At 54.3% G+C, this 26,672-nt stretch carries 28 protein-coding genes; 2 read left to right on the forward strand and 26 right to left on the reverse strand.

Annotation, left to right across the window (positions count from 1 at the left end; translation table 11 throughout):
- Window positions 1–25 precede the first annotated feature (25 nt).
- Window positions 26–1,033, reverse strand: coding sequence for a deoxyguanosinetriphosphate triphosphohydrolase (locus ACULM0_RS04625; RefSeq protein WP_463679295.1), 1,008 nt, complete (start codon window positions 1,031–1,033; stop codon window positions 26–28).
- Between the two features lie 166 nt (window positions 1,034–1,199).
- Here ACULM0_RS04625 and ACULM0_RS04630 point away from each other — a divergent pair, with 166 nt between their 5' ends.
- Together ACULM0_RS04630 and ACULM0_RS04635 are read left to right on the forward strand one after the other, a co-directional pair.
- A complete protein-coding gene (locus ACULM0_RS04630) occupies window positions 1,200–1,631 on the forward strand; it encodes a hypothetical protein (RefSeq protein WP_463679296.1) in 432 nt (143 codons plus the stop codon).
- A 219-nt stretch (window positions 1,632–1,850) separates the two neighbouring features.
- Window positions 1,851–2,855 carry a sodium:calcium antiporter gene (locus ACULM0_RS04635; RefSeq protein WP_463679297.1) on the forward strand — a complete coding sequence of 335 codons (1,005 nt, stop codon included), beginning with the start codon at window positions 1,851–1,853 and terminating at the stop codon, window positions 2,853–2,855.
- A gap of 304 nt (window positions 2,856–3,159) precedes the next feature.
- Here the strand turns inward: ACULM0_RS04635 and ACULM0_RS04640 are convergent, their stop codons facing one another.
- The 25 genes from ACULM0_RS04640 to dnaK form a co-directional block, all read right to left on the reverse strand.
- Window positions 3,160–3,708 (reverse strand): RNA-guided endonuclease InsQ/TnpB family protein, encoded by a 549-nt coding sequence (locus ACULM0_RS04640; protein WP_463679852.1) that lies wholly within the window; start codon window positions 3,706–3,708, stop codon window positions 3,160–3,162.
- Window positions 3,689–3,862: a helix-turn-helix domain-containing protein gene (locus ACULM0_RS04645; protein ID WP_463679298.1), complete on the reverse strand. Its 174-nt coding sequence runs from the start codon at window positions 3,860–3,862 to the stop codon at window positions 3,689–3,691. The genes ACULM0_RS04640 and ACULM0_RS04645 overlap by 20 nt, the downstream gene beginning before the upstream one ends.
- 473 nt (window positions 3,863–4,335) lie before the next feature.
- Window positions 4,336–6,954, reverse strand: coding sequence for a pyruvate, phosphate dikinase (ppdK, locus tag ACULM0_RS04650; protein ID WP_463679299.1), 2,619 nt, complete (start codon window positions 6,952–6,954; stop codon window positions 4,336–4,338).
- A gap of 21 nt (window positions 6,955–6,975) precedes the next feature.
- Window positions 6,976–7,800, reverse strand: a complete 825-nt coding sequence (locus ACULM0_RS04655; protein WP_463679300.1) for a pyruvate, water dikinase regulatory protein — start codon at window positions 7,798–7,800, stop codon at window positions 6,976–6,978.
- A 12-nt stretch (window positions 7,801–7,812) separates the two neighbouring features.
- Window positions 7,813–8,439, reverse strand: a complete 627-nt coding sequence (locus tag ACULM0_RS04660; protein WP_463679301.1) for a helix-turn-helix transcriptional regulator — start codon at window positions 8,437–8,439, stop codon at window positions 7,813–7,815.
- Window positions 8,440–8,554: 115 nt separating this feature from the next.
- Window positions 8,555–9,331 carry an enoyl-CoA hydratase/isomerase family protein gene (locus ACULM0_RS04665; protein WP_463679302.1) on the reverse strand — a complete coding sequence of 259 codons (777 nt, stop codon included), beginning with the start codon at window positions 9,329–9,331 and terminating at the stop codon, window positions 8,555–8,557.
- Between the two features lie 194 nt (window positions 9,332–9,525).
- Window positions 9,526–10,410 carry a GNAT family N-acetyltransferase gene (locus tag ACULM0_RS04670; protein ID WP_463679303.1) on the reverse strand — a complete coding sequence of 295 codons (885 nt, stop codon included), beginning with the start codon at window positions 10,408–10,410 and terminating at the stop codon, window positions 9,526–9,528.
- Window positions 10,407–11,078, reverse strand: a complete 672-nt coding sequence (gene ung / locus ACULM0_RS04675) for a uracil-DNA glycosylase (RefSeq protein WP_463679304.1) — start codon at window positions 11,076–11,078, stop codon at window positions 10,407–10,409. Before ung ends, ACULM0_RS04670 begins: the two co-directional genes overlap by 4 nt.
- 48 nt (window positions 11,079–11,126) lie before the next feature.
- Window positions 11,127–12,521, reverse strand: a complete 1,395-nt coding sequence (locus ACULM0_RS04680) for a glycine--tRNA ligase (RefSeq protein ID WP_463679305.1) — start codon at window positions 12,519–12,521, stop codon at window positions 11,127–11,129.
- A 248-nt stretch (window positions 12,522–12,769) separates the two neighbouring features.
- The gene (locus ACULM0_RS04685; protein ID WP_463679306.1) at window positions 12,770–13,333 is read right to left on the reverse strand and encodes a DUF4342 domain-containing protein; all 564 of its coding nucleotides are present in this window, start codon (window positions 13,331–13,333) and stop codon (window positions 12,770–12,772) included.
- Window positions 13,330–14,085, reverse strand: a complete 756-nt coding sequence (gene recO / locus ACULM0_RS04690) for a DNA repair protein RecO (protein ID WP_463679307.1) — start codon at window positions 14,083–14,085, stop codon at window positions 13,330–13,332. Before recO ends, ACULM0_RS04685 begins: the two co-directional genes overlap by 4 nt.
- 11 nt (window positions 14,086–14,096) lie before the next feature.
- Window positions 14,097–15,476, reverse strand: a complete 1,380-nt coding sequence (mgtE, locus tag ACULM0_RS04695) for a magnesium transporter (RefSeq protein ID WP_463679308.1) — start codon at window positions 15,474–15,476, stop codon at window positions 14,097–14,099.
- 17 nt (window positions 15,477–15,493) lie between these two features.
- Window positions 15,494–16,384 (reverse strand): GTPase Era, encoded by an 891-nt coding sequence (era, locus tag ACULM0_RS04700; protein WP_463679309.1) that lies wholly within the window; start codon window positions 16,382–16,384, stop codon window positions 15,494–15,496.
- 8 nt (window positions 16,385–16,392) lie between these two features.
- Entirely contained in the window at window positions 16,393–16,791 is a 399-nt protein-coding gene (locus tag ACULM0_RS04705) for a cytidine deaminase (RefSeq protein WP_463679310.1), read from the reverse strand.
- Between the two features lie 10 nt (window positions 16,792–16,801).
- Complete coding sequence (locus ACULM0_RS04710; RefSeq protein ID WP_463679311.1) at window positions 16,802–17,887, reverse strand: DUF3048 domain-containing protein; 1,086 nt, start codon at window positions 17,885–17,887, stop codon at window positions 16,802–16,804.
- Entirely contained in the window at window positions 17,877–18,359 is a 483-nt protein-coding gene (gene ybeY / locus ACULM0_RS04715) for an rRNA maturation RNase YbeY (RefSeq protein WP_463679312.1), read from the reverse strand. Before ybeY ends, ACULM0_RS04710 begins: the two co-directional genes overlap by 11 nt.
- On the reverse strand, window positions 18,356–19,354 hold the full coding sequence (locus tag ACULM0_RS04720) for a PhoH family protein (protein ID WP_463679313.1): 999 nt from the start codon (window positions 19,352–19,354) through the stop codon (window positions 18,356–18,358). The genes ybeY and ACULM0_RS04720 overlap by 4 nt, the downstream gene beginning before the upstream one ends.
- A gap of 125 nt (window positions 19,355–19,479) precedes the next feature.
- Entirely contained in the window at window positions 19,480–19,926 is a 447-nt protein-coding gene (locus tag ACULM0_RS04725; RefSeq protein WP_463679314.1) for a GatB/YqeY domain-containing protein, read from the reverse strand.
- Window positions 19,927–19,944: 18 nt separating this feature from the next.
- The gene (gene rpsU / locus ACULM0_RS04730; protein WP_463679315.1) at window positions 19,945–20,118 is read right to left on the reverse strand and encodes a 30S ribosomal protein S21; all 174 of its coding nucleotides are present in this window, start codon (window positions 20,116–20,118) and stop codon (window positions 19,945–19,947) included.
- Between the two features lie 113 nt (window positions 20,119–20,231).
- The gene (locus tag ACULM0_RS04735; protein ID WP_463679316.1) at window positions 20,232–20,576 is read right to left on the reverse strand and encodes a histidine triad nucleotide-binding protein; all 345 of its coding nucleotides are present in this window, start codon (window positions 20,574–20,576) and stop codon (window positions 20,232–20,234) included.
- A 45-nt stretch (window positions 20,577–20,621) separates the two neighbouring features.
- Complete coding sequence (gene mtaB / locus ACULM0_RS04740) at window positions 20,622–21,908, reverse strand: tRNA (N(6)-L-threonylcarbamoyladenosine(37)-C(2))-methylthiotransferase MtaB (protein WP_463679317.1); 1,287 nt, start codon at window positions 21,906–21,908, stop codon at window positions 20,622–20,624.
- Window positions 21,905–22,645 (reverse strand): RsmE family RNA methyltransferase, encoded by a 741-nt coding sequence (locus tag ACULM0_RS04745; RefSeq protein WP_463679318.1) that lies wholly within the window; start codon window positions 22,643–22,645, stop codon window positions 21,905–21,907. Before ACULM0_RS04745 ends, mtaB begins: the two co-directional genes overlap by 4 nt.
- A complete protein-coding gene (gene prmA / locus ACULM0_RS04750) occupies window positions 22,638–23,558 on the reverse strand; it encodes a 50S ribosomal protein L11 methyltransferase (RefSeq protein ID WP_463679319.1) in 921 nt (306 codons plus the stop codon). The genes ACULM0_RS04745 and prmA overlap by 8 nt, the downstream gene beginning before the upstream one ends.
- 99 nt (window positions 23,559–23,657) lie before the next feature.
- Entirely contained in the window at window positions 23,658–24,788 is a 1,131-nt protein-coding gene (gene dnaJ / locus ACULM0_RS04755) for a molecular chaperone DnaJ (protein ID WP_463679320.1), read from the reverse strand.
- A gap of 54 nt (window positions 24,789–24,842) precedes the next feature.
- The gene (gene dnaK / locus ACULM0_RS04760) at window positions 24,843–26,669 is read right to left on the reverse strand and encodes a molecular chaperone DnaK (RefSeq protein WP_463679321.1); all 1,827 of its coding nucleotides are present in this window, start codon (window positions 26,667–26,669) and stop codon (window positions 24,843–24,845) included.
- Between the last annotated feature and the right edge of the window lie 3 nt (window positions 26,670–26,672).

A 26,672-nucleotide genomic window follows, 5' to 3' on the forward strand; every position in this document is an offset into this window, starting at 1 on the left:
CATATTTCCATGCAAATGAAAAGCATTAGTCCCAAAAGACAGGGACAAATAATGCCTCGAATCGGCGAACGGCATAGCGGTCGCTCATACCAGCGATATAATCGCGTACCGCATCGATTCCCTCACCCTTGAGATAGTCTGAATACCGTTCCTCCGGCATTTCCTCAGGATGTTCCGAATAGTGTCCATAGAGCAAACGGAGAAGCTCGCGCGCCCTCGCCTCCTGGTGCTTCGCCTCATTGTTGAGATACACCTCTCTGAACATGAACCCACGCAAGCGATGGAAATGGTCGGACACCTCCGGCGACAGGGCGATCACGTCACGCTTTGCGCTGGTCTCGATACAATCGATAATCAACCGGTTGATCCGCTCGCTGTGAGTTCGGCCGAGCACCACCAGGTGTTCCTCCGGAATCTCGTCCGCCAGCAGGATCCCCGCCCGGAGCGCATCGTCGATATCGTGATTGATGTAGGCAATCCGGTCGGAAAGCTTGACGATCTGCCCCTCCAGGGTAAAGGGGAGGGCACCACCGCGGTGATTCAGGATTCCATCGCGCACCTCTTCAGTCAAGTTCAATCCATAGCCCTCGTCTTTTCTCTTCTCAAGATAGTCCACCACGCGTAGGGACTGCTCATTATGTTGGAATCCACCCTCGTGGATCTCGTTGAGTAGGGCTTCCCCGCAGTGGCCAAAGGGTGTGTGGCCCAGGTCGTGTCCGAGAGCAATCGCCTCCGTAAGATCTTCATTGAGCCGCAAAGCCCTAGCGATGGTCCTCGAAATCTGGGCCACCTCCAGCGTATGGGTCAACCGCGTGCGGTAGTGGTCCCCCTCCGGGGAGAGGAAAACCTGTGTTTTGTGCTTCAGCCGTCTGAAACTCTTGGCATGTAAAATTCGATCGCGATCCCTTTGATAGGCTGTACGAACCGTGCAGGGCTTCTCCTTGAGTCGTCGCCCTCTGGTCTCTGCAGCCTTCGATGCACGGTCGGATAGTATCTCGTGTTCCATCGCTTCTGTTCTCTCGCGTATCGTCATATTGATCACCTATTCTTTAGTATTGTACACAAAAGTTAAAAGTCCTTCTTTTTTTCGGTTTTTCTATATTTTTTTTTTCGGATTGTCACAAAATACTTTTACATCAAACTAATTCGGGTATGTAGTGCATAAGCAGTTAATACCCTTCGAAAGGATGGTGAAACCCGTGAAAAAGTATATCCTGATCAATGACACGTACAAGCTACAATATGAAAACGGTGAAGTTCTCTCGCTCGAAAAAGGATTGCACCCCCTGTCTGATGACATCGAGAAACTCTTAGAGGAAGAAAAGGTCATCTATGTGAAGCACCACGAAGATGTCCCCAAGGCAGCACTCGCTAACGTCCATGAGGACTGCGTGTACTGCATGGAGGAAGACGAGTTCATCAGTCATTACAAAGAAAAACTAGATAACGACTGGAACACCAAGAACCTCAATGCCAACGAGATCCTAGACAGCCCGATCTTCAGTCACTACGATAACGAAGAGGATACGTATGCCTTCTTCGATGAGAAGAGACAGAAGGATCTCTCCCCAGCGATTATCTACGTGGACGAACTAGGTATGAAATACGTAGTTCGCATCGAAAGCGATTGACAAACGGACCTTCGTATACTAATCTATTAATGAAATAGAGGGAGTAACCTCCCTTCGCACTGTCGAAGGGATCAGGGTCGTCAGGTCGGAAGAAACTTTCCCGGCCCTGGTAACGTATACGCATACGTCTGGTGAGACTCTACGATCACGGTGTGATCGTAGAGTCTTTTTTTGTTCTTTTCACCCACTGCTCACAAGCCAAGAAAGGAGCCCACTCACTTGGAAGCTTTCCTGCACTCATCTTTATCCGAACTGCACATCACCTTTCTATTCGGCATCATCGCCTTCTCGCTCTTCACCCTCTCTAAGGGGGCTGATATTCTAGTGGAAGAGGCCGTGAGCCTATCCATCCACTGGGGTGTCCCCAAGATGATCATCGGGGCCACTATCGTCTCCCTGGGCACCACCCTGCCGGAGGCCTCGGTCAGCGTGATGGCCGCCGTAGCCGGCAATCCTGACCTCGCCCTGGGTAATGCCATAGGATCGATCATCGCTGACACGGGACTGATCATCGGACTGGCCGCCATGATCGGACAGCTACCGGTGGACCAACTGGTGGTCGACAAGCAGGGGAAAATCCAGTACCTCACCGGTATTCTCCTTGCCGTAGTCAGCCTCCCCTTCTTGTCCGCCGGACCCGGCGGGCGTATCGTTCAACCCATGGGCTTTGTCTTCCTGATCCTGCTGGCCCTCTACATTCACAAGAGCCTCGTTTGGGCCAAGGAAGACAATACCGTTGAAGTGCTGATCGAGGAAGAAAAGAGCCCGATCTTCCTGCAACTCTTTAAACTCCTCGTCGGCATCACGCTGGTGATCCTGTCCTCGAAGGTCCTGATTCCGGCCGTCGAGATCACGGCCCTACGCGTTGGCATCCCGCAGAGCGTCATCGCCGCCACCCTGGTGGCCTTTGGCACGAGCCTGCCGGAACTGGTCACCGCCATCACCGCCGTGCGAAAAGGACATGGCGAGCTGGCTGTCGGGAACATCGTGGGTGCGGATATCCTGAACGTTCTTTTCGTCATCGGTGCGGCAGCCGCCGTCACACCCGGTGGCCTCCCCGTTCCCTCTGCCTTCTACAAACTCCAGATCCCCGCGATGCTCATCATCCTCTTTGCCTTTAGGCACTTCACCAAGAAAAAGAATGATACCATCACCACGAAAGAGGGCCTCTTCCTCTTCGGGATCTATGCCGTTTACATCGTGCTCAACTACACGTGGATCTAACCCCTCAAAAAGGTGCCTCTCCAACCGGATGAGGCACCTTTTTTTCCATCCACCCTTCACTCTCTCCGCTTCGCGGGTCATCCCGTCGGGTCCACCACAGCTTGAACTACCCATGAGTGAAGTCACGGGATTCGGTTATCACCTTTTCGCGACGACCACTTTTTCCTGTTTCACCGGCTACCGCTTAGATTGCAGGAGCAACCCAAGTCTTACAAAGCCTCCTACAGAGCTTGGCTCTGCTCACAAATGTGACAGGCACTTCCCGTTGTCCCAACGGTGCAGGTACACTTGATACCACTTATCCTTAAGCTGAGATGCCTAGTGTATCTAAACCCTGTTTTCTGATGTTGATGGCTGCATTCTCATCTCGTTCGTGCTCAGCGCCACAGTGACTACAACACCACTTTCTGTCGTTCAGCGTAAGGGCGATGTGTTTCTCCCCACAGGAAGAGCAAATCTTAGACGAAGCGTACCAACGATCGATCTGTACAAGATGCTTTCCTTGCCACTCAAGTTTGTACTTCAGGAAGGTGATGAACTGAGACCATCCCGCATCTGATATGGCTTTCGATAATTTCTTATTCTTGACCATGCCCTTGATACTCAGCGTTTCCAGTACAACCACTTGGTTTTCGTTGGCCAACCGGGTACTCAGTTTGTGGGCGAAGTCTTTTCGCTGGTTTGCTATATGAACATGAAAATTTGCTATTTTTTGTGCTACCTTCTTGTCATTCTGTGAATCGAACTGTTTCTTTGCCAACCTCCGTTGGAGCCTGGCCAGTTTCTTCTCCGACTCCTCGATGTATTTGGCTCTTTCGGTGAACTCGGTATTTTCACCATTCGAGATATTTATTGTAGATCATCCTGGCACATCCGATGGTCTTGTTGATGAGAATCGCCTGCTCCTCAGTAGGATAAACGCGAAGAACAAGGCCATAGTGTTTCAACTGAAGACCCTGTTTAGCCAATACCTCGTTTCTTACTTTGACTGTCATTCGTTCGCCCATAAATTTCCCTTCTCCTTTTGAGACTGGCGTATCTTCGGATTTGATTTTCATCAATAGATGTGCATGATCCCAGTCGTACTCCGCTTTCAAGAATTTCGAATCTGTGTGTTGCAGCTGACTGCATTCATTTCATTCTTGGCGAATCTTAAATATTATCACTCATCGTATCCTTTTGGTTTACAAAAACCCAGAGAGTTACGACTCGAATGTAGATCGTTACCTCTTCAAAGTTCTTCTGTTAATGAAATCACCTTTCCATTATTCAAATATATGTTCTATTTTTTCGACAGGGAATATTGAGCATATTGCGCGAAAAAAACGCCCTAACTCACGACTGAAGTCACGAGTGTGCGGGCGCTAAATCATCAACGCCCACACACCAACAAACGCCAATAAAAAGAGGTCCCCTCCCCCGACGGACTGGAGAGGATACCTCTTTTCGATATGAACGATGCCGAAGGTGACGATTTCGGCTAAGCCTTGTTACGGATCGCCGCCTGGGCCGCTGCCAGTCTCGCGATGGGCACGCGGTAGGGGGAACAAGACACATAATCGAAACCAAGACTATCACAGAAATCAATGGAGGGTGGATTCCCGCCGTGCTCTCCGCAGATACCAATCTTGAGCTTCTTCACACTTCTCGCCTTGTCCACGGCAATGCGCATCAACTCGCCCACGCCCTCGGTATCGAGTCGCTGGAATGGGTCGTAGGCCAGGATGTTCTTGTCCTTGTAGATCTCGATAAATTTCCCCGCATCATCTCGTGAGTAGCCAAAGGTCATCTGTGTGAGATCGTTTGTCCCAAAGGAGAAGAAGTCGGCCTCCTTGGCGATTTGATCCGCCGTCAGAGCGGCCCGAGGTACCTCGATCATGGTTCCGACACTGTAGGTCACCGAGGACTTGTTCTTCTCGATGATCGCATCGGCCGTTTTCACAATCAGTTTCTTCAGGTTAATCAGTTCTTCTACAACGCCCACCAGCGGCACCATGATCTCTACCGTGGGATGGATGCCACGCTGTTTCACCGCACAGGCGGCTTCGATAATAGCCGTGGTCTGCATCACGGCTATTTCCGGGTAGGTGATCGCGAGGCGACACCCGCGGTGCCCGAGCATGGGATTGAACTCCCTGAGCCCTTCGGCAATCTGGCGGATCTCCTCCACTTCTTTACCACTGAGCTTGGCCAGCTCTTTGATGTCCTTGTCTTCCTGTGGAATGAACTCGTGTAGGGGCGGATCGAGCAGTCGGATGTTCACCGGTCGTGAACCCATGACCTCGAAGAGCGCTTGAAAATCCGATTGCTGGAAGGGCAGAATCTTGGTCAGTGCCCTTTCCCTCTCCTCCCTGGTCGAGGCCAAAATCATCTGGCGCACGTGTAGGATCCGCTCGGCGTCAAAGAACATGTGCTCTGTGCGGCAGAGTCCGATCCCCTCGGCACCGAAATCAATGGCCGCTTGCGCATCCTTCGGCGTATCCGCATTGGTACGCACGTTCAGGCGTCGTACCTCATCCGCCCAGCGCATGACCTTGGCAAATTCACCGGACACAGAGGCTTCGTGCGTTTCAATCGCACGATCGTACACAGCACCGGTGGATCCGTCCAAACTGATCGTATCACCATGCTGGAAAACCCGATCGCCCACCGTCATGGCTCCCAGACTCTCATTTACCTTGATCTCGTGGCAACCGGCCACGCAGCATTTACCCATTCCCCGGGCGACCACGGCAGCATGTGAGGTCATCCCGCCCCTAGAGGTCAGAATGCCTTCGGCATTTACCATACCCTCGATGTCCTCGGGTGATGTCTCCGTGCGCACCAAGATCGATTTTTCGCCAGCTGCCTTAAACAAGAGGACCTCCTCGTTGGTAAAGGCAATCTTTCCCACCGCAGCACCAGGTGAAGCGGGCAGACCCTTGGCGATCGACTTGTATTTCGACAGGACACCCGTATCGAATCCCGGGTGAAGCAGTTGATCGAGCTGGTCCGGATCGACAAGCATCAGAGCCTCTTCCTTGGTCACCTTACCCTCTTCGAAAAGATCAACAGCGACACGGACGGCCGCCTGGGCCGTACGCTTGGCATTACGCGTCTGCAGTAGGTAGAGCTCACCGCTCTCGATGGTAAACTCAATATCCTGCACGTTCTTGAAGTGATCCTCCAGTGTTCTCGTCACCGCGACAAAATCTTCGTACACCTCTGGCATCACGTCACCGAGCTCTTCGATCTTCTTGGGTGTCCGGATTCCTGCCACCACATCCTCACCCTGTGCATTGAGCAGAAACTCACCATAGAGCTCCGATGTGCCCGTGGCGGGATTGCGGGTGAAAGCCACGCCTGTGCCCGAGGTCTCCCCTAGGTTTCCAAAGACCATCGATTGGATGGTCACGGCCGTCCCCATGGCATGGGGAATATGGTTGATCTCACGGTAAATCCTGGCCCGCTCGTTGTTCCAAGAGCTGAAGACCGCTCGGATCGCCATGAGCAGTTGTTCTTTCGGTTCCTGGGGAAAATCAAACCCCTTTTCTCTCGTCACGAGCGCTTTGTAGCCCTCGATGATCGCATCCAGGTCTTCTTCCGTCAGTTCCGTGTCGAGTTCACGACCGGCGTCTTCCTTCTTCGCCTCAAAGATCGCATCAAACTTGGCCTTCTTGATTCCGAGCACGACATCACCGAACATCTGGATAAAGCGCCGGTAGGCATCCTTAGCGAAACGTCCGTCTCCCGTGACATTCTTGAGACCCCCTACGCTCTCATCGGTCAGACCGAGGTTCAAGACAGTGTCCATCATACCGGGCATACTGATGGCCGCTCCACTGCGCACGGATACGAGCAGCGGATCTCTGGGATCGCCCAGCTTCTTTCCTCTTTTCTCCTCAAGTGCCTCGAGATAGCGATCGATCTCCTCCTGGAGTTCATCCCAAATCTGCTCGTCCTCGTCGTAGTAACGGATACATGCCTCCGTCGTAATGGTAAAACCAGGGGGCACCGGTAGACCGATGGCCCTCATCTCAGCCAGGTTGGCTCCCTTACCACCCAGCAGTTTCTTCAGCGAACGATTCCCCTCTTCAAATGCATAAACATACTTTTTCACAACCCTCACCCTTTCTGCTCTCTACCCTTCGATGTATACACCCTTCTTGATGTACTGGATGATCAGCCCCGCAGTCTCCTCGATCGCTTTGTTGGCCACGTTGATCACCGGGCACCCCAATCGAGTATAGATTTTGTTGCTGTACTCGATCTCCTCGTCAATACGGTCCGCACTGGCGTAAGAAGCGGTATTTTTCAGTCCCAGTGCTTTCAAACGTTCCATCCGGATCTCGTTGAGCTTCTCCGTGGTGTTCGTCAGACCCACTATTTTCTTGGGGTCCATCTTGAAGATTTCATCGGGTACCGGCACCTCTGGCACCAGCGGAATGTTGGCCACCTTGATGTTCTTGTGGGCCAGGTACATCGACAGCGGAGTTTTCGACGTACGCGAGATCCCAAGGAGCACCACATCGGCCTTGAGGCAACCGCGGGGGTCCTTGCCATCATCGTACTTCACGGCGAATTCCACCGCTTCTACTTTGCTGAAATACTTATCATCAAGCCGGTGGATGATCCCCGGCTGGTGAAGCGGTTTTTCCTTCAGGAACGTTTCGAAGGTACGAAGCGCCGGTGTCATGAGATCGATACACGGAATCTGGTACTTCTCGCACTCGCTCATGAGAAATGCCCGCAGATCCTCCACCACCGTGGTGAAGACCACGATAGCCCGCTCGTGCTCCCGGGCATCGGCCACCAGATCCATGATCTGTTCCTCGTTGCGGATATATGGGAATTTCTTCAGGATATAGTCGTTATCACGAAACTGTTCTGCCGTGGCTTTGGCCACCTGCTCAGCGGTATCTCCAAGTGAATCCGATGCGATGAATAGGTAATATTCTTTTTCCATAGTAAACCTCCGTTAGCGCACTAGCTCGTAGATGGCCCGCGTGATGCTGGTCTTTGTCACCTTCCCCAGCACTCGGTACATCTCTTCTCCCCCCACGAGGACTGTTTCCACCACGGGGATGCCGTCTATTTCATGTTCGATGATTTTAACGATCGCCTCGATCGCCGGTGATTTGGGTGTCACCGTCACGATGTTTGGCATGCGGGTCATGATCATCCCCACGGGGATGCTGTTGATGTCGCCGCCGGCGACAGTGGCCTTCAGGAGATCCTTACGACTCACAACACCCGCCAGATGTCCGCTCTCCGTGACGATCAGGGCACCTGTGTCCTCCATGAATAGCTGGACCACCGCATCGTACACGGAGGTGTTCACATCCACCATCACGGGCATGCTCTTCAGATCGTCTACCTGAAGCGTCTTCAAATAGTCCTTCAGCGGACCCATGTTCTCGGGCTTAACGTAGAAGTACCCCACCTTCGGTTTCGCCGAGAGGAGGCCCGTCATCGTCAGCACCGAAAGGTCCGAACGGATCGCGCTGCGCGAGAGTCCCAAGCGATCGGCGATCTCTTGCGATGTCATGGGTTCTGATTCCTTTACCATCTCCAAGATGGTCTGTTGTCGATCGTTCAAGTCCATATAGCACCTACTTTTCTTCTGAATATAGTATATATGTTACACTATTCAGCTTTTAACGTCCACTAATCAAGGGAATTTAAACGAAATATTGTAGCATTGTTAAAAAAGTAGCAGCTTATTGTTCTTTCCATGGAGAGGGTCTCTTCTCGAGGAAGGCCTCGATCCCCTCTTTCGCCGAGGGCGTATCAAGGAGCAGGGCGAAATGGTCGTTCGTGGCCTCGAGCGCCCGTTCGAAGGGAAGATCCACGATGCTGTAGAAACTCTCCTTGCCCAGGGCCAATGCCACGGGGTTCTTGTCGGTCAAACGACGGGCCAACCGCAGGGTTGCTTCCTCGAGCTCATCGTGGGCCACCACCTCGTTCACGAGCCCCAGTCTAAGAGCCTCCGCAGCATCGATGGTATCCCCCGTCATCAGAAGCTCCAGTGCTTTCTTTCTGCCGATGGATTCCTTCAACAGCACCGCCGGTCCCATGCAAAATAATCCGACCTTCACAGCCGTCGCACCAAAGACCGCTCTTTCGGAAGCCACGGCGAGATCTGCTGCTGCCACGAGGCCAACACCGTTGGCCACCGCAGCCCCCTGCACCGAGCAAAGGATGGGTTTGGGTATCTTGCGCATCAAGGGAAAGGGACTTTCCATCAACCCTACCCACTCCTTGAGTGCTTGGGCACCGAGTCCCTCGGCATCCTTCAAATCGATACCGGCACTGAAGGCCTTTCCCGAGGCCTTGATCACGATGCACCGGACCTCTGGGTCCTTTCCACAGGTCTCGAGTGCCTCGTTAAAAGCACGGACCATCGCAGGCCGGAAGGTATTGTACGTATCAGGACTGTTCAGGGTGATGATGCCCACCCCTTCCTTCTTATGGAGCTCGATAAATGACGCTGTCATCCGATCACAACCTTTCTCATAGGAGCCCTGGCGATCGAACGATCGACAGAGCGGTGAATCCTCTACTGTATAGTTACCGCCAAGAATACGCGTTCACGCAAAAACTACCCTTCTCCTTGTCGAACTTCTCCTTTAACCCATGAAAAAGATCCCGACCACAGGAGGTCGGGATCTTGGTGGTCCTGCTCGATCGGCTAGGCCCGCTGATAGGCTAGCCAGTAGCCCACGGGTGTAAAGCCAAGGTCGCGATAGAAGGATAGGTCGCTATCCACGAAAGCGCGTTTGGCACCTCGCGAGCGGAGCGTATCGAGCGAACGGAGGAGCGCCGCTCTGGCAAGGCCAAGCTTTCTATGATCGGGATCAGTGACCACCGGCTCCACATAGCCGTACCCCTGTCCTGTCTCGTGCCAGAGGCCCGCGTAGGAGGCGTAGCGACCATCGGGGGCCACGATAACACTCTGCAGCTCCCTGTCGAAGTTCGGGGCCATCTGCATCAGTCGAATGCCCGTGCCGCTTGAAGCCGGCGGTTCCTTCCCGTTGCCAAATCCCCTGTACACCACGCGGGCGATCTCACCGACGCGGTTCTCACGGGTGAGGTCGGTCAGACGATACCCTTCGGGGAGTGGTTCGTGATCCGGGAGTTCCTCGAGATCGATCATCAGGATCGATGTGCGGTCTACCTCTTGGTAGCCCAGGCTCTCCAGATGTTCCGAAAGCACCGCATCGGCGCTCGGGATGATGAAGCGCAGTCTTCCCTTTGTACTCAACTGCTCCTCCGACCGTTGGATAAGGGCTGGTAGGGCCCCGTCGGTTCCCGACAGACGCTGGAGATACGTTTCCCCGAGAAAAAGTTCGGCATGTGCAATCGCTACGATGCGCCCTGCTTCCTCGACGACCGTAAAGCGGTCCTGTTCATCGATCAAACTGCTCTCGATAAAGATCGGATGGTAGTGCATGTAGTGCCAACGAGACGCCGGCCAATTACGGTAGGCCGCCCTCTCGGGCACTCGGGAAGTAGTCAAGAGTTCAAGGACACCCGCTGCATCGTTCAGGCCGTCGTAAGGCCGAATGATCTTCATAGGAGACACCACGCGATCGGTTCTCTTCCCACTTCCCTCAAGTAAGCATTGGCCTTGGAAAAATGGCGACAACCGAAAAAACCTCGGTAGGCAGAAAGCGGGCTCGGGTGCGGTGCTTTCAGGACCAGATGCTTAGGATTCTTCACGCATTTCGCCTTGGCGATGGCGGGGTTTCCCCAGAGGAGAAACACCACAGGCGTATCCAGTGCGTCCACGGCATCGATCACGCAATCGGTGAACCGTTCCCAGCCCCACTTGCGGTGGGCATTGGCTTTTCCCTCACGCACGGTGAGCGCCGTGTTGAGAAGCAGCACTCCCTGTTCCGCCCATTCTATCAAATGACCGTGATCGGGTGGGTCACACCCTAGATCCGCCTCGAGTTCGCGGTAGATATTCTTCAGTGACGGGGGGACCTTGGCCCCCCTTACCACGGAGAAGCTCAGGCCGTGGGCCTGTCCCCTTCCGTAATAAGGATCCTGCCCCAAAATCACCACCTTCACCCGGTGGAGCGGCGTTGCCTGGAGTGCCGCAAACACCTCCCCCTCCGGCGGATATACATCATGCTCTTCACGCTCTTTAGCCAATCGTTCCTGTAGCTCGAGAAAGTAGGGCTTGGAGAACTCTTCCTCCAAAGCCGCCGACCACCCCTTGCCCATGGACCAAGTCATAGACCCTGCCTCCTTTTAAAAAACAGGCGGGAAACCCCGCCTGTTCCATTAGTATGCGAGCTTGTCCTCAAGATAGGTAGCCAGCTCGTCAATTTTCACGCGCGTCTGCTCCATTGTATCACGGTCACGAACGGTGACGGCACCGTCTTCCTTGGACTCGAAATCGTAGGTGATGCAGAAGGGAGTCCCCACCTCATCGTGGCGTCGGTAGCGCTTACCAATGCTCCCGCGATCATCGTAATCCACATGAAAGCGCTTGGCCAACATTGTGTAGAGTTCGCCCGCCTCTTCGTTGAGCTTCTTGCTCAAGGGGAAGATCGCTGCCTTGAAAGGCGCCAGGGCCGGGTGGAAACGCAGGACCGTTCGCTCGGATCCATCCTCGAGCGTTTCTTCATTATAGGCCTCGATCAAGAAGGCCAGGGTCACGCGGTCGGCGCCTAGAGAGGGCTCGATACAGTAGGGGAGGTACTTGTCGTTCGTAATTGGATCTTGGTAGCGCAGATCCACGCCCGAATACTCCATGTGCTGCTTCAAATCGTAATCCGTGCGGTCCGCAATGCCCCACAGTTCACCCCAGCCGAAGGGGAAGCGATACTCGATATCCGTCGTCGCGTTCGAGTAATGGCTGAGCTCATCCTCGGAATGATCGCGAAAACGCACGGTTTCCCCGGTCATGCCCAGCTCCTCCAGCCAGTTCATGCAGTAGGCCTTCCAATACTCGTACCATTTCAGATCTTCTCCCGGCTCGCAAAAGAACTCGAGCTCCATCTGTTCGAACTCGCGCGTGCGGAAAGTAAAGTTGCCGGGTGTAATCTCATTTCTAAAAGATTTACCAATCTGCGCGATGCCAAAGGGAATTTGTTTCCTGCTCGCACGCTGTACGGACTTGAAGTTGACGAAAATCCCCTGGGCCGTCTCCGGTCTCAAAAAGATCTCTGTGCTCGAATCTTCCGTCACACCCTGATGGGTTTTGAACATTAGGTTGAACTGGCGGATGTCCGTGAAATCGTGGCTTCCGCAGTTATCGCAAGCGATGTTCTTCTCTACGATGAATGCCTTCATTTTCTCATTAGACCAACCATCGACGACCACATCTTCTTCCTTGGCCGCGAAATAGTCTTCGATCAGTTTATCGGCGCGGTAACGCGTCTTACAGTTTTTGCAATCCATCAGCGGATCGTTGAAGCCGCCCACGTGACCCGAGGCCACCCAGGCCTGGGGATTCATGAGAATCGCCGCGTCCATCCCCACGTTATACGGACTCTCCTGAACGAACTTTTTCCACCAGGCCTGTTTCACATTGTTCTTGAGCTCTACGCCCAGGGGGCCGTAATCCCACGTGTTCGCCAGTCCACCGTAAATCTCGGATCCCGGAAAGATGAATCCTCTCTGCTTGGCTAGTGATACCACTTGGTCCATCGTCAATCTCTTTTTCTCTGCCATCGTAGCTCCTCCTTGTCCCGGTTCCACAAAAAAAGCCCCCGTCCCTCATAGGGACGGAAGCTATCCTTCCGCGGTTCCACCCTAGTTGACCGGTCTATGATCGACCAGGCCCACTTTGTCAGTTTGTGCTCCGAAGCGCCCTTGGGTCGCGCTGCACCACCGGTTTCCACCACCCACCGGCTCTCTATCGATGCACCTGCGCCTACTCCTCTTCTTCACGGCACGATTGATCCATTAGCTAGATTATACTAGATTTCTTCCTCATCTTCAAATACCTCTTTGATATCATCGACAGTTTCTTCCGCCTGCTCCTTGACCACCTCGGCGGCTTCTTCTGCCTTTTCCTCGTTTTTCTTCATCCGGTCGTGGGCTTCGCGGGCTTTCTTCCGCACGGCATCGATGGAATCATCGGTCACATCCTTGATGTTGACCATGTGCCCATCGTCCCTGACGATGAACAGTTCACACCCTGTGGCCAGTGCCGTCAAGATCGCGAAGATCGTCGCCGGAGTGAAGACCAACGCGCTGATTGCGCCCGCCATGATCGGAACATTCAGCACGACACTGTCATCCTTCTTCACCACGATGCGGTTCACTACACCCTTGTCCACCAGTTCGCGCAGCTTCTTGAAAAGATCTTGCGATGTATCCTCCATGCCAGCTTTGAAAGCACCCTTTTTCTGACGCGTCTCCAGACGAACGATGGCCTCAAGCACATCGCCACCTGTCGCTTCTAAAGCCTCCTTCGCCTCTTTGTAGCTGGCTCCGGTGCGATCGATCACTTCATCGACCATTTCCAGTGTAATCATCATACGTTCTCGCCTACCTTTCTGAAAGCGTTCAAGATCTTCAGACTTCTAAACTCTTTATTACCCAAGTGAAAGCGCAGATAACCATCCAGCAGAAAATTCACTTTTTTGGTGTAGAAAGGATGGATCTCTGTCTTTGATACCGTGATCATCGGTCGCATCGAAAAAAACTGGAGCAATTTGAGCACCGTATCACGCAAGATGATTCCGTCGGAGGCACAACGATCGCAGTGAAAACCGCCGCTCGCGATATCAAAGGTCACCTCGTGGGTAGCCGGTCCTTCGCAAGTCAAGCACTGGGTGAGATTGGGGGTCAACCCCAGGGTATCCAAAAGCTTCATTTCAAAGGCCGCTTTGATGACCTCGTAATCGAAAGACCCTTTTTTCGACAACAGCTCGAGCACCTCCACGAGCTGCGCGTAAATCGGACGGCTGATCTGGCCCTCCTTGTGTGTGAAGTCCACCAGCTCCAAGAAGTACGAGCCGTAGGCCAGTTTCTCAAAGTCCTCGCGTAAGGGGTAGTAGCCGGCGATCACGTCGGCATTGTAGAGCGTGTTGCTGTTTTTTCCCATGAAAATTTCCATATCCGAATGCGTGAACAGCTGGCTGCCCGATGCCTTGGCATTCTTGGGATTTCGCGCCCCGTTACTGAACACCGTCAGTTTCCCCGCCCTCTCGGTGAAGACCGTGAGGATCAGGTCGTTCTCGTCGAAGACCACCCTTCTGATCACCACACCACGTGTTTTATAGGCCATAGCACTGCCGCCTACATCAGCTGCGTCATCATGGCCGTGGCCAGGGTGAAGTAGATCGTCAGGCCCGTGATGTCGATAGTCGTGGTGATAAAGGGGGCAGAGGCCACAGCAGGGTCCACGCCCACGCGCTTGAAGACCAGTGGTACCACCGTGCCGATGGTGGAGGCCGTGAGCATATTGGCCCACATGGCCAGTCCAACGATCACACTGAGCATCAGCTGACCCTCGAGCAGAATAGCAGCCCCCGCGACAATCAGGGAACAGACCATTCCGACCAAAAGGCCCACGGCGATCTCCTGCACCAGGGTCTGGTACATGGCCTTTCCCTGCAAGTTGTTCACCGCGATGCTCCTGACGGTGATCGTGGAGGATTGCGTCCCGACATTCCCACCCATCCCAGCCAAAATCGGCATGAACAGGGCCAGGGTCGTGTTGGCATCCAAGGTGACCTGGTACCTGGCGATCACGTTCGCAGACATCAATCCCCCGAAAATGGTGACGATCAGCCAGGGTAAGCGCGAACGGACGGCAATCCGGATCCTGTGCGATAACGGTTCGTCGTCGAAATCCTCTAGGTCCGAAGAACCGGCGAACTTGAAGATATCCTCTGTGGCTTCTTCTTCGATGACATCGATGACGTCATCGACGGTGATGATTCCCAAGAGGATGTCGCGATCATCGACAACCGGGATCGCCAAGAGGTCGTACTTCGATACGAGACGGGCAACTTCTTCCTGGTCGTCATCCACCTTGGCGGTGATCACATTGTGGTTCATCACATCGCCCACTAGGATCTCCGGTTTGGAAACGATGAGCTGTCGGAGTGAGATCACGCCCTCCAGCTTTCCCTCGTCGTTGACCACGAAGACATAGTAGATGGTCTCCGCGTCGGGTGCTGTGTTCCGAAGTGTCTCGATGGCCGTACCAATCTGATTATCAACTTTGAGGACCACGAAGTCCTTGGTCATGATACCGCCGGCAGAGTCTTCTTCGTAGATCAAAAGCTCACGAACATCCCGGGCATCGTCGATATCGAGGTAACGGATGATCTCGTGACGCCTCTCCTCGGGGAGATCCCCGAGCATATCCACGATATCATCCTGCCCCATGTTCTCGAGGATCGCGCGCTTCTTGCGTGGCGCCATGGTCTGGATGAGCTCGCTGAACAAGTCCGCGCTCAGTTCGGCCAAGAGGTCCGTGGCCTGCTCATCATCGAGCAGTTGGAAGAGGTGGGCGCGCTCTTCTTCCTCGAGCTCTCCGAAAACATCACCGAGGTCAGCGGGGTGCACGTTGAACAAGGTGGCCACAAGATCCTTTTCTCGATTCTCCTCGATCAGTAGTCTGAGCCGTTCAGCAAGCATTTTTGGGCTTTCTTCATGTACTTGCGACACACCGCCACCTCGCTTTCTTATCTGTAACCGTAGTTCTTGAGACTACTGGCGTCATTACGCCATTTGGGCTTCACCTTCACCCAGATATCGAGATAAACCTTCGATCCCAAGAGGACCTCCATCTCCTGCCGTGCGCTTTTACCCACACCCTTGAGCTTACGACCACCTTTACCGATGATGATTCCCTTGTGGGATTCACGCTCACAGATGATCGTCGCCTCGATATCTAGGATTTCCTGTTCCTCTCGCTTCTCGATGCGATCGACTAGGACGGCGATCCCATGGGGAACCTCCTGGTCTAGATAGTGTAGCAATTTTTCGCGGATGATCTCACCCACGATTGCTCGCTCCGGTTGGTCCGATATCATACCGTCGGGATAGTACTGAGGCCCCTCCGGCATATTCTCTCGCAAGACCTGCTTGATAAAGGGGAAGTTCTTCCCCGTGAGGGCACTCACGCTCAAGATGTCGTCGAAAAGATCCATCTCTTTGTAGCTCTCCAGCAGTCTCATGTGGTTTTCCGGCGAAAGCAGATCCACCTTGTTGATGATCAGAATTTTCTTCGTCTTCACCTCGCGCAACTGCTCCATGATGTAAGCATCACCCGGTCCAATCTTCGGTGACTCGTCGACCATGAAAAAGATCAGGTCCACTTCTCTCAAGGTGTCGAGGGCGGTCTTGACCATGTACTCACCCAATTTGTTCTTGGGTTTATGCAGGCCCGGTGTATCGAGGAAAACCACCTGGAGGTCGTTTTCATTGTACACCGCGTGGATCTTGTTACGCGTCGTCTGCGGTTTGTCGCTCATGATGGCCACTTTTTGACCCACGAGGGCATTGATCAATGTTGACTTTCCTACGTTGGGTCGACCGATTACGGTCACGAACCCTGATTTAAACTTGGACATACGTCCTCCTATTCCATATCCTTCTTTGTGAATGCCGCGGGAAGCAGCTCGTCAATCGTAAACACTTTTTCCCCTCCCTTGCCATCATCTAAGATGATCTCAAGATCGCGATGTTCCGAAAACTCGGCCATCACCTGCCGACAGATGCCGCAGGGGTAGGTCTCTTCATGGGTGTGGGAGACGATGGCAATTTTCGAAAATTCCTTTTCGCCCTCACTCACAGCCTTGTAGATCGCCGTTCGCTCGGCACAGTTGGTCGCGCCAAAGGAAGCCGATTCGATGTTGCAACCTGTGTACACCTTTCCGCTTTTCGCAAGGAGCGCTGCCCCCACCTTGAATTGCGAATAGGGCACGTAGGCATTCTCCATGGCCTCGTAAGCCTTATCGATTAGTTCTCTATTCTTCATCAAAAGCACCTCATTCTGTAATCTCACGTCCCGTTTCTACGATCTGAACGAAGGTTTTGCCCGGCTTCGCCACGATCGGTTCCCCATGAACATCTGTCCATCTCGTCGGTTCCCTGCGGGAGCTTTTCTCCCAGGTCACCGGCTCGCGCATCCCATCGCGATAAAAGAACCCTTCACCAGTGCCCACCGTGCCCAGCTGACGACGTCCCACGTCATCGATAATTCTGTGGGAGGTGAACTGCACCAGCACATTCTCAAAGACCAGCGGTTCACCATCGATCTCATCGACATGCGGTTCACCGTTGACCCAGCGCACATAGGCGCCCTCTTCTTCATCATATACCCAGCGAGCCACATAGCCAACGGGATCTGCTGAAGAAGGGGTCTTGTAGACCACCTGAAGTGTCGTGCCCGCCTCCTCCAATGCACCGGGATTCTTCTCAAAATGGAGGAAGTCCACGTCATAAGTCGTCCGAAATCCCTTGCGGTCCGCCTCTGCGTAAATGACCTCCGGGTTGGTGTACATATTGTGGGGAATCTTCTTGTGTTTCTCTCGCCAGAAGACACCGCCACCGGAGCTGAGCGCATCGATATCGGCCATCTTCAGGTTGATCACATCCGTGAGGCCCTGCATAGAACCACCCACGTGCACATAAAGGGGATCAAAGGGGAGGGCCGCATCGATGAAATAGGGTCTCGTGCTACGCACTGGCCCGATGATCTCGGGCATCTCGCTGTGAAAGACCGCCATGTAGCGCGTGATTCTGCCCTCTGCAAGAATTTCATAGACCACATCGGCCCTGGCGAGCCCACTCTGGGGTCTCGCACCGAAGTGATTGTCAAACTGAACGGCGATCGACCGCTGGAGCTCTTCATCCGTTGGTACACCGGTAAGCGGCGCCTGTGGGCCTGTGGGCTCCGGTTCGGGTAATGGTGCAGGGTCCGGCTCGGCTTCCGGTGCGGGTTCAACAACCGCAACGGGCTCGGGCTCCGGCGTCTCCACCGGGGGTGCCGGTTCTTCTGACCCGGCACATCCTGCGATGAACAGGATGGCACCCAAGAGTAGGGGGAACAATCTCCAGCGGCTACTCCACATAACCCGACTCCCTCAAGATTCCCAGGGCCGAGAGAACGGCCTCCTCTTTCTCGCGCATCCGCACCTTTTCCTCTTTCTCCATGTGGTCGTAACCGAGCAGGTGAAAAATGGAATGGGTGGCCAGGTAGGAGATTTCACGTTCGAGGGAATGATCGAAGGCCTTTGCCTGTGCGGCGGCCCGCTCCACGCTTATGACAATATCACCGAGGACAAGCATCCCTTCTCTTGTATCTACCTCGTGTGGTGCTTCTTCCTGGGGAAAACTGAGCACATCCGTGGGGCCCTCTTTCTCGCGATAAGCGAGGTTGAGGCCGGCGATTTTCTCATCGTCCACGAAGACCACGCTTATCTCTACGGGGACCTCGATACCCTCGATCTCCAGTGCCTTCAACAGGCATGCTTCGATCAGGGTCTCCACCTCGTGATCGAGCGTGATTATCTTCTGATCGTCGATGAAACTAATCTCCATCATCGGCGCCTCTCTTTCTGCGACCTCTGGGTCGTCTGTTTCTTCTCTGATTTTTCATACTCGGCGATAATCTTGCGCACGAGATTGTGTCTGACTACGTCGCGCTTGGTCAGGCGGGTCACGCCGATCTCATCCACGTGCTGCAGAACCTCCAGGGCATGGATGAGTCCGCTCTTTCGTCCCGTGGGCAGGTCAATCTGGGTGATGTCTCCGTTGACCACGACCTTCGATCCGAAGCCGAATCGCGTGAGGAACATTTTCATCTGTTCTTTCGTCGTGTTCTGGGCTTCGTCCAGAATGATAAAGCTATCGTCTAGTGTCCGACCGCGCATGTAGGCGAGCGGTGCCACTTCTACCAAGCCCCGCTCCTTGAATTTGATATAGGTATCAGGACCTAAAATATCGTAAAGTGCATCGTGTAAGGGTCTCAGGTAGGGACCTACTTTCGAGTGCAAATCGCCCGGTAAAAAGCCCAGGCTTTCTCCAGCCTCCACGGCGGGGCGTGTGATCACAATGCGGTTGACCTCGTGGTTCTTAAAGGCGCGAACGGCCATGGCAACGGCCATGTAGGTCTTGCCCGTCCCCGCAGGTCCGATGCCGAAGGTGAGCACATGGTTCTGTATGGTCTCAAAATAGCGCTTCTGACCGAGGGTCTTGGGCTTGACAGGCTTGCCCCCGTGGGTCATCACGATCACAGAATCATCCAGTGTACCGAGATCTTGCGAATCGCCCTCGTCCACCGAGCTCATCGTGTAGCGCAGGCGCTGGTCATCGATCTCTTCTCCACGCTCGAGGCTCTCGAGAAGCGCGGTGATGACCTCGGCCGCCTTGTCGATCTGCCTGGGCTCTCCCACGATGGACAACCCCTCGTCGCGGGCGGTCAAGACCACATCATACGTTCTTTCGATGAGCTTTGCGTGTTCATCGAGATTGCCAAAGATCGCAGCCAGCCACTCCGTATCACGAATGGGTAGTTTGCGTTCCGTCGTCAGGGACAAAAAGATCACTTCCTCTTCTATTGGCACTGTCCATTAAAATTATTCTCTATTCTTTATTGTACCACAGGTCGGACCCCTCATGGGTCAAGGCGAAAAAAAGCTGCCCGGATGGACAGCTCTTGTGCTTATGCGTTTAGTTTTTCGCGAACGATTTTAGAGACGAGGCCATTATCCGCGCGACCCTTGGTCTTTTCAACCAGAGCGCCCATCACCTTGCCCATATCCTTCATCGAGCTTGCGCCCGTTTCGGAGATGGTCTGATCGACCAATTCGCGAATTTCATCCTTCGACATTTGCTCCGGTAGGTAGGCCATCAGCACCTCAATTTCAGCGCGTGCTTCCTCTACCAAGTCCTGTCGATCGGCTTTATCAAAGTCTTCGATTGCGCCTTTCTTCTGCTTGATCTGCTTTGCGATGATCTCGTGGACCATCTCGTCGGTCACCTCTTGGCGACTGTCGACCTCCATCTGCTTGATGGCGGCGCGTAGCATCGTGATGACAGACTTCTTCAAAGTGTCCTTTTCACGCATGGCTACCTTCAGATCTTGCATCAGGCGTTCGTTGATCGCCATAGGGCAATCACTCCTTCGCTAGTACTTTTTCTTTTTAGCCGCTTCTGACTTTTTCTTGCGTTTAACGCTGGGCTTTTCGTAATGACGTCGTTTCTTGACCTCATTCATGACTCCGTCCTTTGACGTTTCTCGCTTGAATCGTCGTAAAGCGCTATCGATGGATTCGTTTTTCTTTAAGTCTACTTTAGACATCGGGACTCCCCTCCCTCCGTGTTGATCTATTGCTCCGGTTGAACACGATGTATTCTTCGGAGAGGAAACACTCACCCATTATACACTGTTAGGTGGGTGTTTTCAAGCTAAATTTAACCTGGAGGCCACTGCATGTTACGACCACCCAACAAATGATAGTGCAGATGCTCTACCGTCTGTCCTCCGGCCTCGCCGCAGTTGTTGACCACACGATAGCCCTCCTGTGCAAGATTGAGCTCGCGTGCAAGATCACGCGCGACCATCTGCAGGTACCCCAAGAGCTCTACCTGTTCAGCCGATGCGGCATCTAGAGAGCCGATGTGCACCTTCGGTATGATCAGAACGTGGGTCGGGGCCTGGGGATTCAGATCACGAAAGGCCAAAGCCCGATCGTCCTCGTAAACCACATCGGCCGGGATCTCTTTCTCGGCAATTTTACAAAAGATACAATCCGTCACGGTTCCCACCTCCTTTTCTCAAGGGTTGTGCTCATTATACCAGAGTTACAAGAGGCTGCCCAGTAGTTCTTCAGACGATACCGACTGAATTTCCACGGCTAGGAGGTCACCAGGCTGTGCCTGGACCTCGGGGATCCGTACTCTCAGGTAGTTTTCGGAGTAGCCGCTTGCACCGAGTTCTTCGGAAGCTTCCACCAAAATCACGTGACACGTGCCCGCTTGCCGTTGTAGATACCGACGCCTGCTTTCATCACCCAAAGCGATCAATCGCTTCGAACGATCGGACTTGACCGTGCCCGGTAGTTGGTTCTTCATCTTGGCCGCTGGCGTCCCTTCCTTGGGAGAGTACTTAAACACGTGTAACTCAGAGAAGCCGATGGACTCTACAAAGGCCATCGTGCGTTCGAAAGCCTCCTCCGTCTCACCTGGAAAGCCCACGATCACGTCGGTGGTGATCGCCGGATCTGCAAAATGTGCCCTGAGCAGCGCGATGGCTTCAGCGTACTCCTTAGTGGTGTACCGGCGGTTCATGGTGCTGAGGACACCATCGTCTCCAGACTGCAGGGACAGGTGGAAATGCGGGCAGAGGCTGTCGAGGGCCGATAGCCTTTGGACGAAGGCCGGTGTCACAAGCCGCGGTTCCAGGGAACTCAGGCGCAGGCGTTCCACGCCCGCTACGGCATCCACCGCCTCGAGCAGTTCGATCAGACCGGGGCCCTTGTTATCGAGTCCATAGGAAGCGATGTGAATCCCCGTCATAACGAACTCGCGAACCCCTTGGGCTGCCAGACGCTCTACCTCCCCTAGCACCTGGTTGAGGGCTCTGCTGCGGATGGGGCCCCGCGCGTAGGGGATAATGCAGTAACTGCAGAACTGATTGCAACCATCCTGAACTTTGACAAAGGCCCGTGTGGTTTCCGATAGGCGATCGAGGAACAGATCGTCGAAATCATCTCCAGGGGAGACGGGGTGCACCTGGTTCCGCTCCCGATCGACGCTCTCGATGTAAGCGAGGATCTTGGATTTCTCGTTGGTCCCCAGGATCAGATCCACCTCCTCGATGGAGGCCAGCACTTCACCGGCCACCTGGGCATAGCAACCCACGGCCACCACCAGCGCGTCGGGATTGTTCCCCTTCGCCTGCCGGAGGAACTGTCTGGATTTGCGATCACCGATGTTCGTCACCGTGCAGGTGTTCACCACGTAGACATCGGCCCGGTCCGACCACGCGACCACATCATAGCCTTCTTTTTCAAAAAGACCGATCATTGCTTCTGTTTCATATTGATTTACCTTACACCCTAACGTGTGAAAGGCAACGGTTTTATTCAAGATAAATCTCCCCATTCCCATCCGAGGATCGATAGGAGCACCAAAGGTGCCGTCTCCGTCCTCAGGATCCTGGGCCCGAGTCCCACCACATGGGCACCGGCGGACTCGAGCGCTTCAATCTCATCATCAGCAAAACCACCCTCTGGGCCCACGAAGCACCCAACGCGCGTGGTGGGCTTCTCCACGGCGCTCAGCAGCTCCTTGAGGGAGCGATCGCGTGACCCTTCATAGGCCACGAGGAAGAGATCGTAGGCGGCGATCCGCTCGATCACCGCCGGCAGATCCAGTACGGGACCGACTTCGGTGAGCACCAGACGCTTCGACTGTTTTCCGGCGGCCTCTGCAATCCGTTGCCACCGTTCAACTTTCTTTTCTGCCTTCTGGCCTGTCAACTTGACGACCGACCGCTTCGTGGACACGGGAAAATAGGAGCCCAGTCCGAGCTCCACACCCTTCTGAAGGACCCATTCCATTTTTTCACCCTTGGCCAGTCCCTGGTAAAGATCCATCACCAGCGGTGACTCCGTTGTGGTTAGGACCGTCTCGACCACGTGACCGTGGATCGTCTCCTCCACCCCTTCGATGACTACGCGGTACCGCGTTCCCGAGAAGACCACTTCGATCGCATCACCAGCCACGATCCTGAGCACATCCCGCAGGTGGTGCACATCCTCCGGCGATGTGATGGCCACGTGGCCCTCTTCATCCGGTCGTCGGTCGATGAACACGCTATGCATGCGGATCCACCTCCAGGGTCAAGGCGTACCACTCACCGGCGAGGTGCTTCTCGCGCACGTGCCACCCGTTCCGGGTAACGGCCGCAATGACCTCTTCCACACGGCGATCCAAGATGCCAGAAACAAGCCACAGACCATCGCTTTTAAGGTACGCTGCCGTAACGGGAGATAGGTCGATGATCACATCGGCAATGATGTTCGAGAAGATCAGATCGTAGTTATCACCCACACCGCTGAAAAGGTCTCCCTTGCGAATCTCAACACGATCGGACAGACCGTTGGCCAAGACATTCTCCCGCGCGGTGCGCACCGCTTCTTCATCAATCTCGATGCCCAGGACCTCCGCGGCCCCGAGATGCGCTGCAGCGAGACCCAGGATCCCGCTACCACATCCGATATCGAGGGCGCGGTCACCGGAGTTTACCACGCGCTCGATCACCTCTAGACAAAGCGCCGTGGTCTCGTGTGTACCCGAGCCGAAGGCCCCACCGGGGTCAATCTCCACGACCACCTCACCGGGTGCGGCCTCCACGGTTTCCCAGGTCGGTTTGATGAACAGACGCTTGCCCACGCGAAAGGACTTAAAGTGCACTTTCCATGCCTCCGCCCAGTTCTTACCCGCCATCGGTTGCTTGACCGCTTCGACAAGACCCGGCGCCACTTCGAAATAGGCCTCCAGATCCTCCATGAGATCACTATCGTCTTTTGCAATATAACACTTGATCAGCACCTCATCGTGATCGTAGCCGAGGTTTTCATCGAGGTAATCCCACCGGTCGGGATTATCCTGCAGGTGATCGAGCTCTTTCGGATCTTCGATCACGAGGCCCTCGATTCCGAGGTTCACCAGGGCACCGGACACTTCTTCGACGACCGACGGGTCAATATACAATAAATACTCCATGTAATCCATGCTATCACCTTTTTCTAAAGTTCATAAATTATCATCAACCCATCATATCACTTCACTAGGTCTGTCGCAAGAAAAAAGGACCCCCTAATGGGGATCCTCCTAACTGAATTTATCCTTTACTTTATCGAGAATATTCTTCTCGTTGATCTCCTCGCCCATGGCCTTGGCATACGCCTTCAGCGCATCCTTCTGGGCACGGGTCAGATTCTGGGGAATCTCCACGTAGACGCGCACATACTGATCGCCGCGACCGTATCCGTTGAGCACTTGGATCCCCTTGCCCTTGAGACGGAACTGCTTGCCACTCTCCGTACCCTCGGGAATCTTGAACTTGATCTTGCCATCGAGGGTGGGCACCACGATCTCGGCCCCGAGCGTCGCCTGTGTAAAGGAGATCGGAATCTCGCAGAACACATCGTCGCCATCGCGCTTGAAGATCTCATGTCGTGCCACGCGGATGAGGACGTTCACGTCTCCCCGTGGACCACCCTTCTGACCGAGGTCTCCCTCGCCGCGGATGGCCATTTGCGCCCCCGAGAAGATACCGGCGGGAATCTTGATATCGAGCTGACGCTTTTTCTTCACGCGACCCTTGCCCTTACAGGTGTGACAGGCATTTTCAAAGACCTCGCCCTTGCCTCCGCAGGTCTCGCAGGGACGCACGGAGATCGTCTCGCCAAAGAGACTCCGCTGGGCATATCGCACTTCCCCGGTACCGTTACAGGTTGAACACGTTTCTACCTTGCTACCGGGTTCTGCTCCCGAACCACCGCAGGTTTCACATTCTTCCGTGCGGTAGTACTCGATCGTCTGCGACGCACCGAAAGCTGCCTCTTCGAAGGTCAAGGTGACCTCAACATTGATGTCTCTTCCCTTGACAGGCCCGTTGCGTCGACGTCCAGAGGAGAATCCGCCGAAGCCACCGCCGAACATTTCGTTGATGATATCTTCGAAACCACCGAAGCCACCGCCGAAGCCACCGGCACCGCCGCCACCCATGTTCTGGTTGACGCCAGCATGACCGAACTGGTCGTACAAATTGCGCTTCTCTGCGTTGCTGAGCACCTCGTACGCTTCGTTGGCTTCCTTGAACATCTGCTCCGCCTCTTTGTCGTCGGGATTCCTGTCAGGGTGGTATTTCATCGCGAGCTTCCGATAGGCCTTCTTGATCGCCGCCTCATCGGCGTCCCGGGAGACACCCAGGACCTCGTAATAGTCTTTTTTACTCATGATACCACCTTTCTCTCAAGCCAAGAAGGCACCCTTGGGTGCCTTGTATTGACTTTAGTCAACGACTTCGTAATCCGCATCAACGACATCGTCTTCTGGTGCCGCACCTTCAGCAGCTCCGGCTTCAGAGGCGTTCGCCTGCTGTGCATTCTTCTCGTAGATCTTCTGTGCGATCGGTTGGAATGCATTGGTCAACGCTTCAGTAGCAGCTTTGATTGCCTCGAGCTCATCTGCCTCGAGTGCTTGCTTCAGGTCAGCTACTTTGCCTTCGATATCGGATTTCTCTTCGGCAGATATTTCATCCTTCAAGTCTTCGAGGGCCTTTTCCACTTCGTAGACGAGAGAGTCACCTTGGTTGCGGGCTTCCGCCTTTTCCTTCTCCACCTTGTCCTGCTCCGCGAATTTCTCGGCTTCCTTCACCTTATCATTGATCTCTTCTTCCGAGAGATTCGTCGTAGCCGTGATCGTGATGTGCTGTGTCTTGTTGGTACCAAGATCCTTGGCACTCACGTTCACGATACCGTTCGCATCAATATCAAAGGTGACCTCGATCTGCGGTACACCGCGCTTCGCAGGCGGGATACCATCGAGCTTGAATCGGCCGAGGGTCGTGTTGTCCTTGGCCATCGGGCGCTCACCCTGTAGGACGTGGACATCGACAGCCGGTTGATTGTCCACGGCCGTGGAGAAGATCTGGCTCTTCTTCGTCGGGATCGTGGTGTTGCGTTCGATCAGCTTCGTGAATACGCCGCCCAGGGTCTCGATACCGAGAGAAAGCGGTGTAACGTCGAGAAGCAGTACATCGTTCACATCACCCGAGAGCACACCACCCTGGATCGCAGCACCCAGTGCCACACACTCATCGGGGTTCACACCCTTGTGGGGTTCTTTGTTCGTCATACGCTTCACTGCAGCCTGTACAGATGGAATACGCGTCGATCCACCTACCAAGATTACCTGCTGGATTTCCGAAGCCGAGATGCCGGCGTCTTCCATGGCCTTCTGCATCGGACCGACGGTCTTTTCCACGAGGTGGTTTGTCAGCTGCTCGAACTTCGCGCGGGTCAGATCGATATCCAGGTGAAGGGGACCGCTTTCTGAAGCTGTGATGAAGGGGAGGTTGATGTTCGTGCTCTGCGTTGAGGAGAGCTCTTTTTTCGCCTTCTCCGACGCTTCCTTCAGACGCTGCAGGCTCATGCGATCGTTGCGCAGATCGATACCGTGCTCGTTCTTGAAGGTGTCTGCCAGGTAGTCGATGACCACCTGGTCAAAGTCGTCGCCACCGAGGTGGTTGTTACCGTTCGTGGCCAGTACTTCAAAGACACCGTCACCGATCTCGAGGATCGATACGTCGAAGGTACCGCCGCCAAGGTCGAAGACCATAATTTTTTCCTGGTGATCGATTTTATCAAGGCCATAGGACAGCGATGCCGCCGTGGGCTCGTTGATGATTCGCTTAACTTCAAGACCCGCGATCCGTCCGGCATCCTTCGTCGCCTGACGCTGGGCGTCGGTGAAGTAAGCCGGTACCGTGATGACCGCTTCACTCACCTTTTCACCGAGGTAGCTCTCAGCGTCGGCCTTTAACTTGGCCAGAATCATCGCCGAGATATCCTGTGGCGTGTGGCTGACCCCATCGATCTCCACGTGGAAATCATGACCCATTTCACGTTTGATTGATGCGATCGTGCGATCGGGGTTCGTGATTGCTTGGCGCTTGGCCGTTTCCCCTACCAGTCGCTCACCTTTTTTCGTGAAGGCCACGATACTCGGTGTCGTACGGTTACCCTCCGCATTGGGGATAACAACCGGTTCTCCACCCTCTAGGACCGCCACACAAGAGTTGGTCGTCCCGAGGTCAATACCTATAATTTTTCCCATGAT

This window comes from Halotolerantifilum yawarlongkerapense, assembly GCF_054506745.1.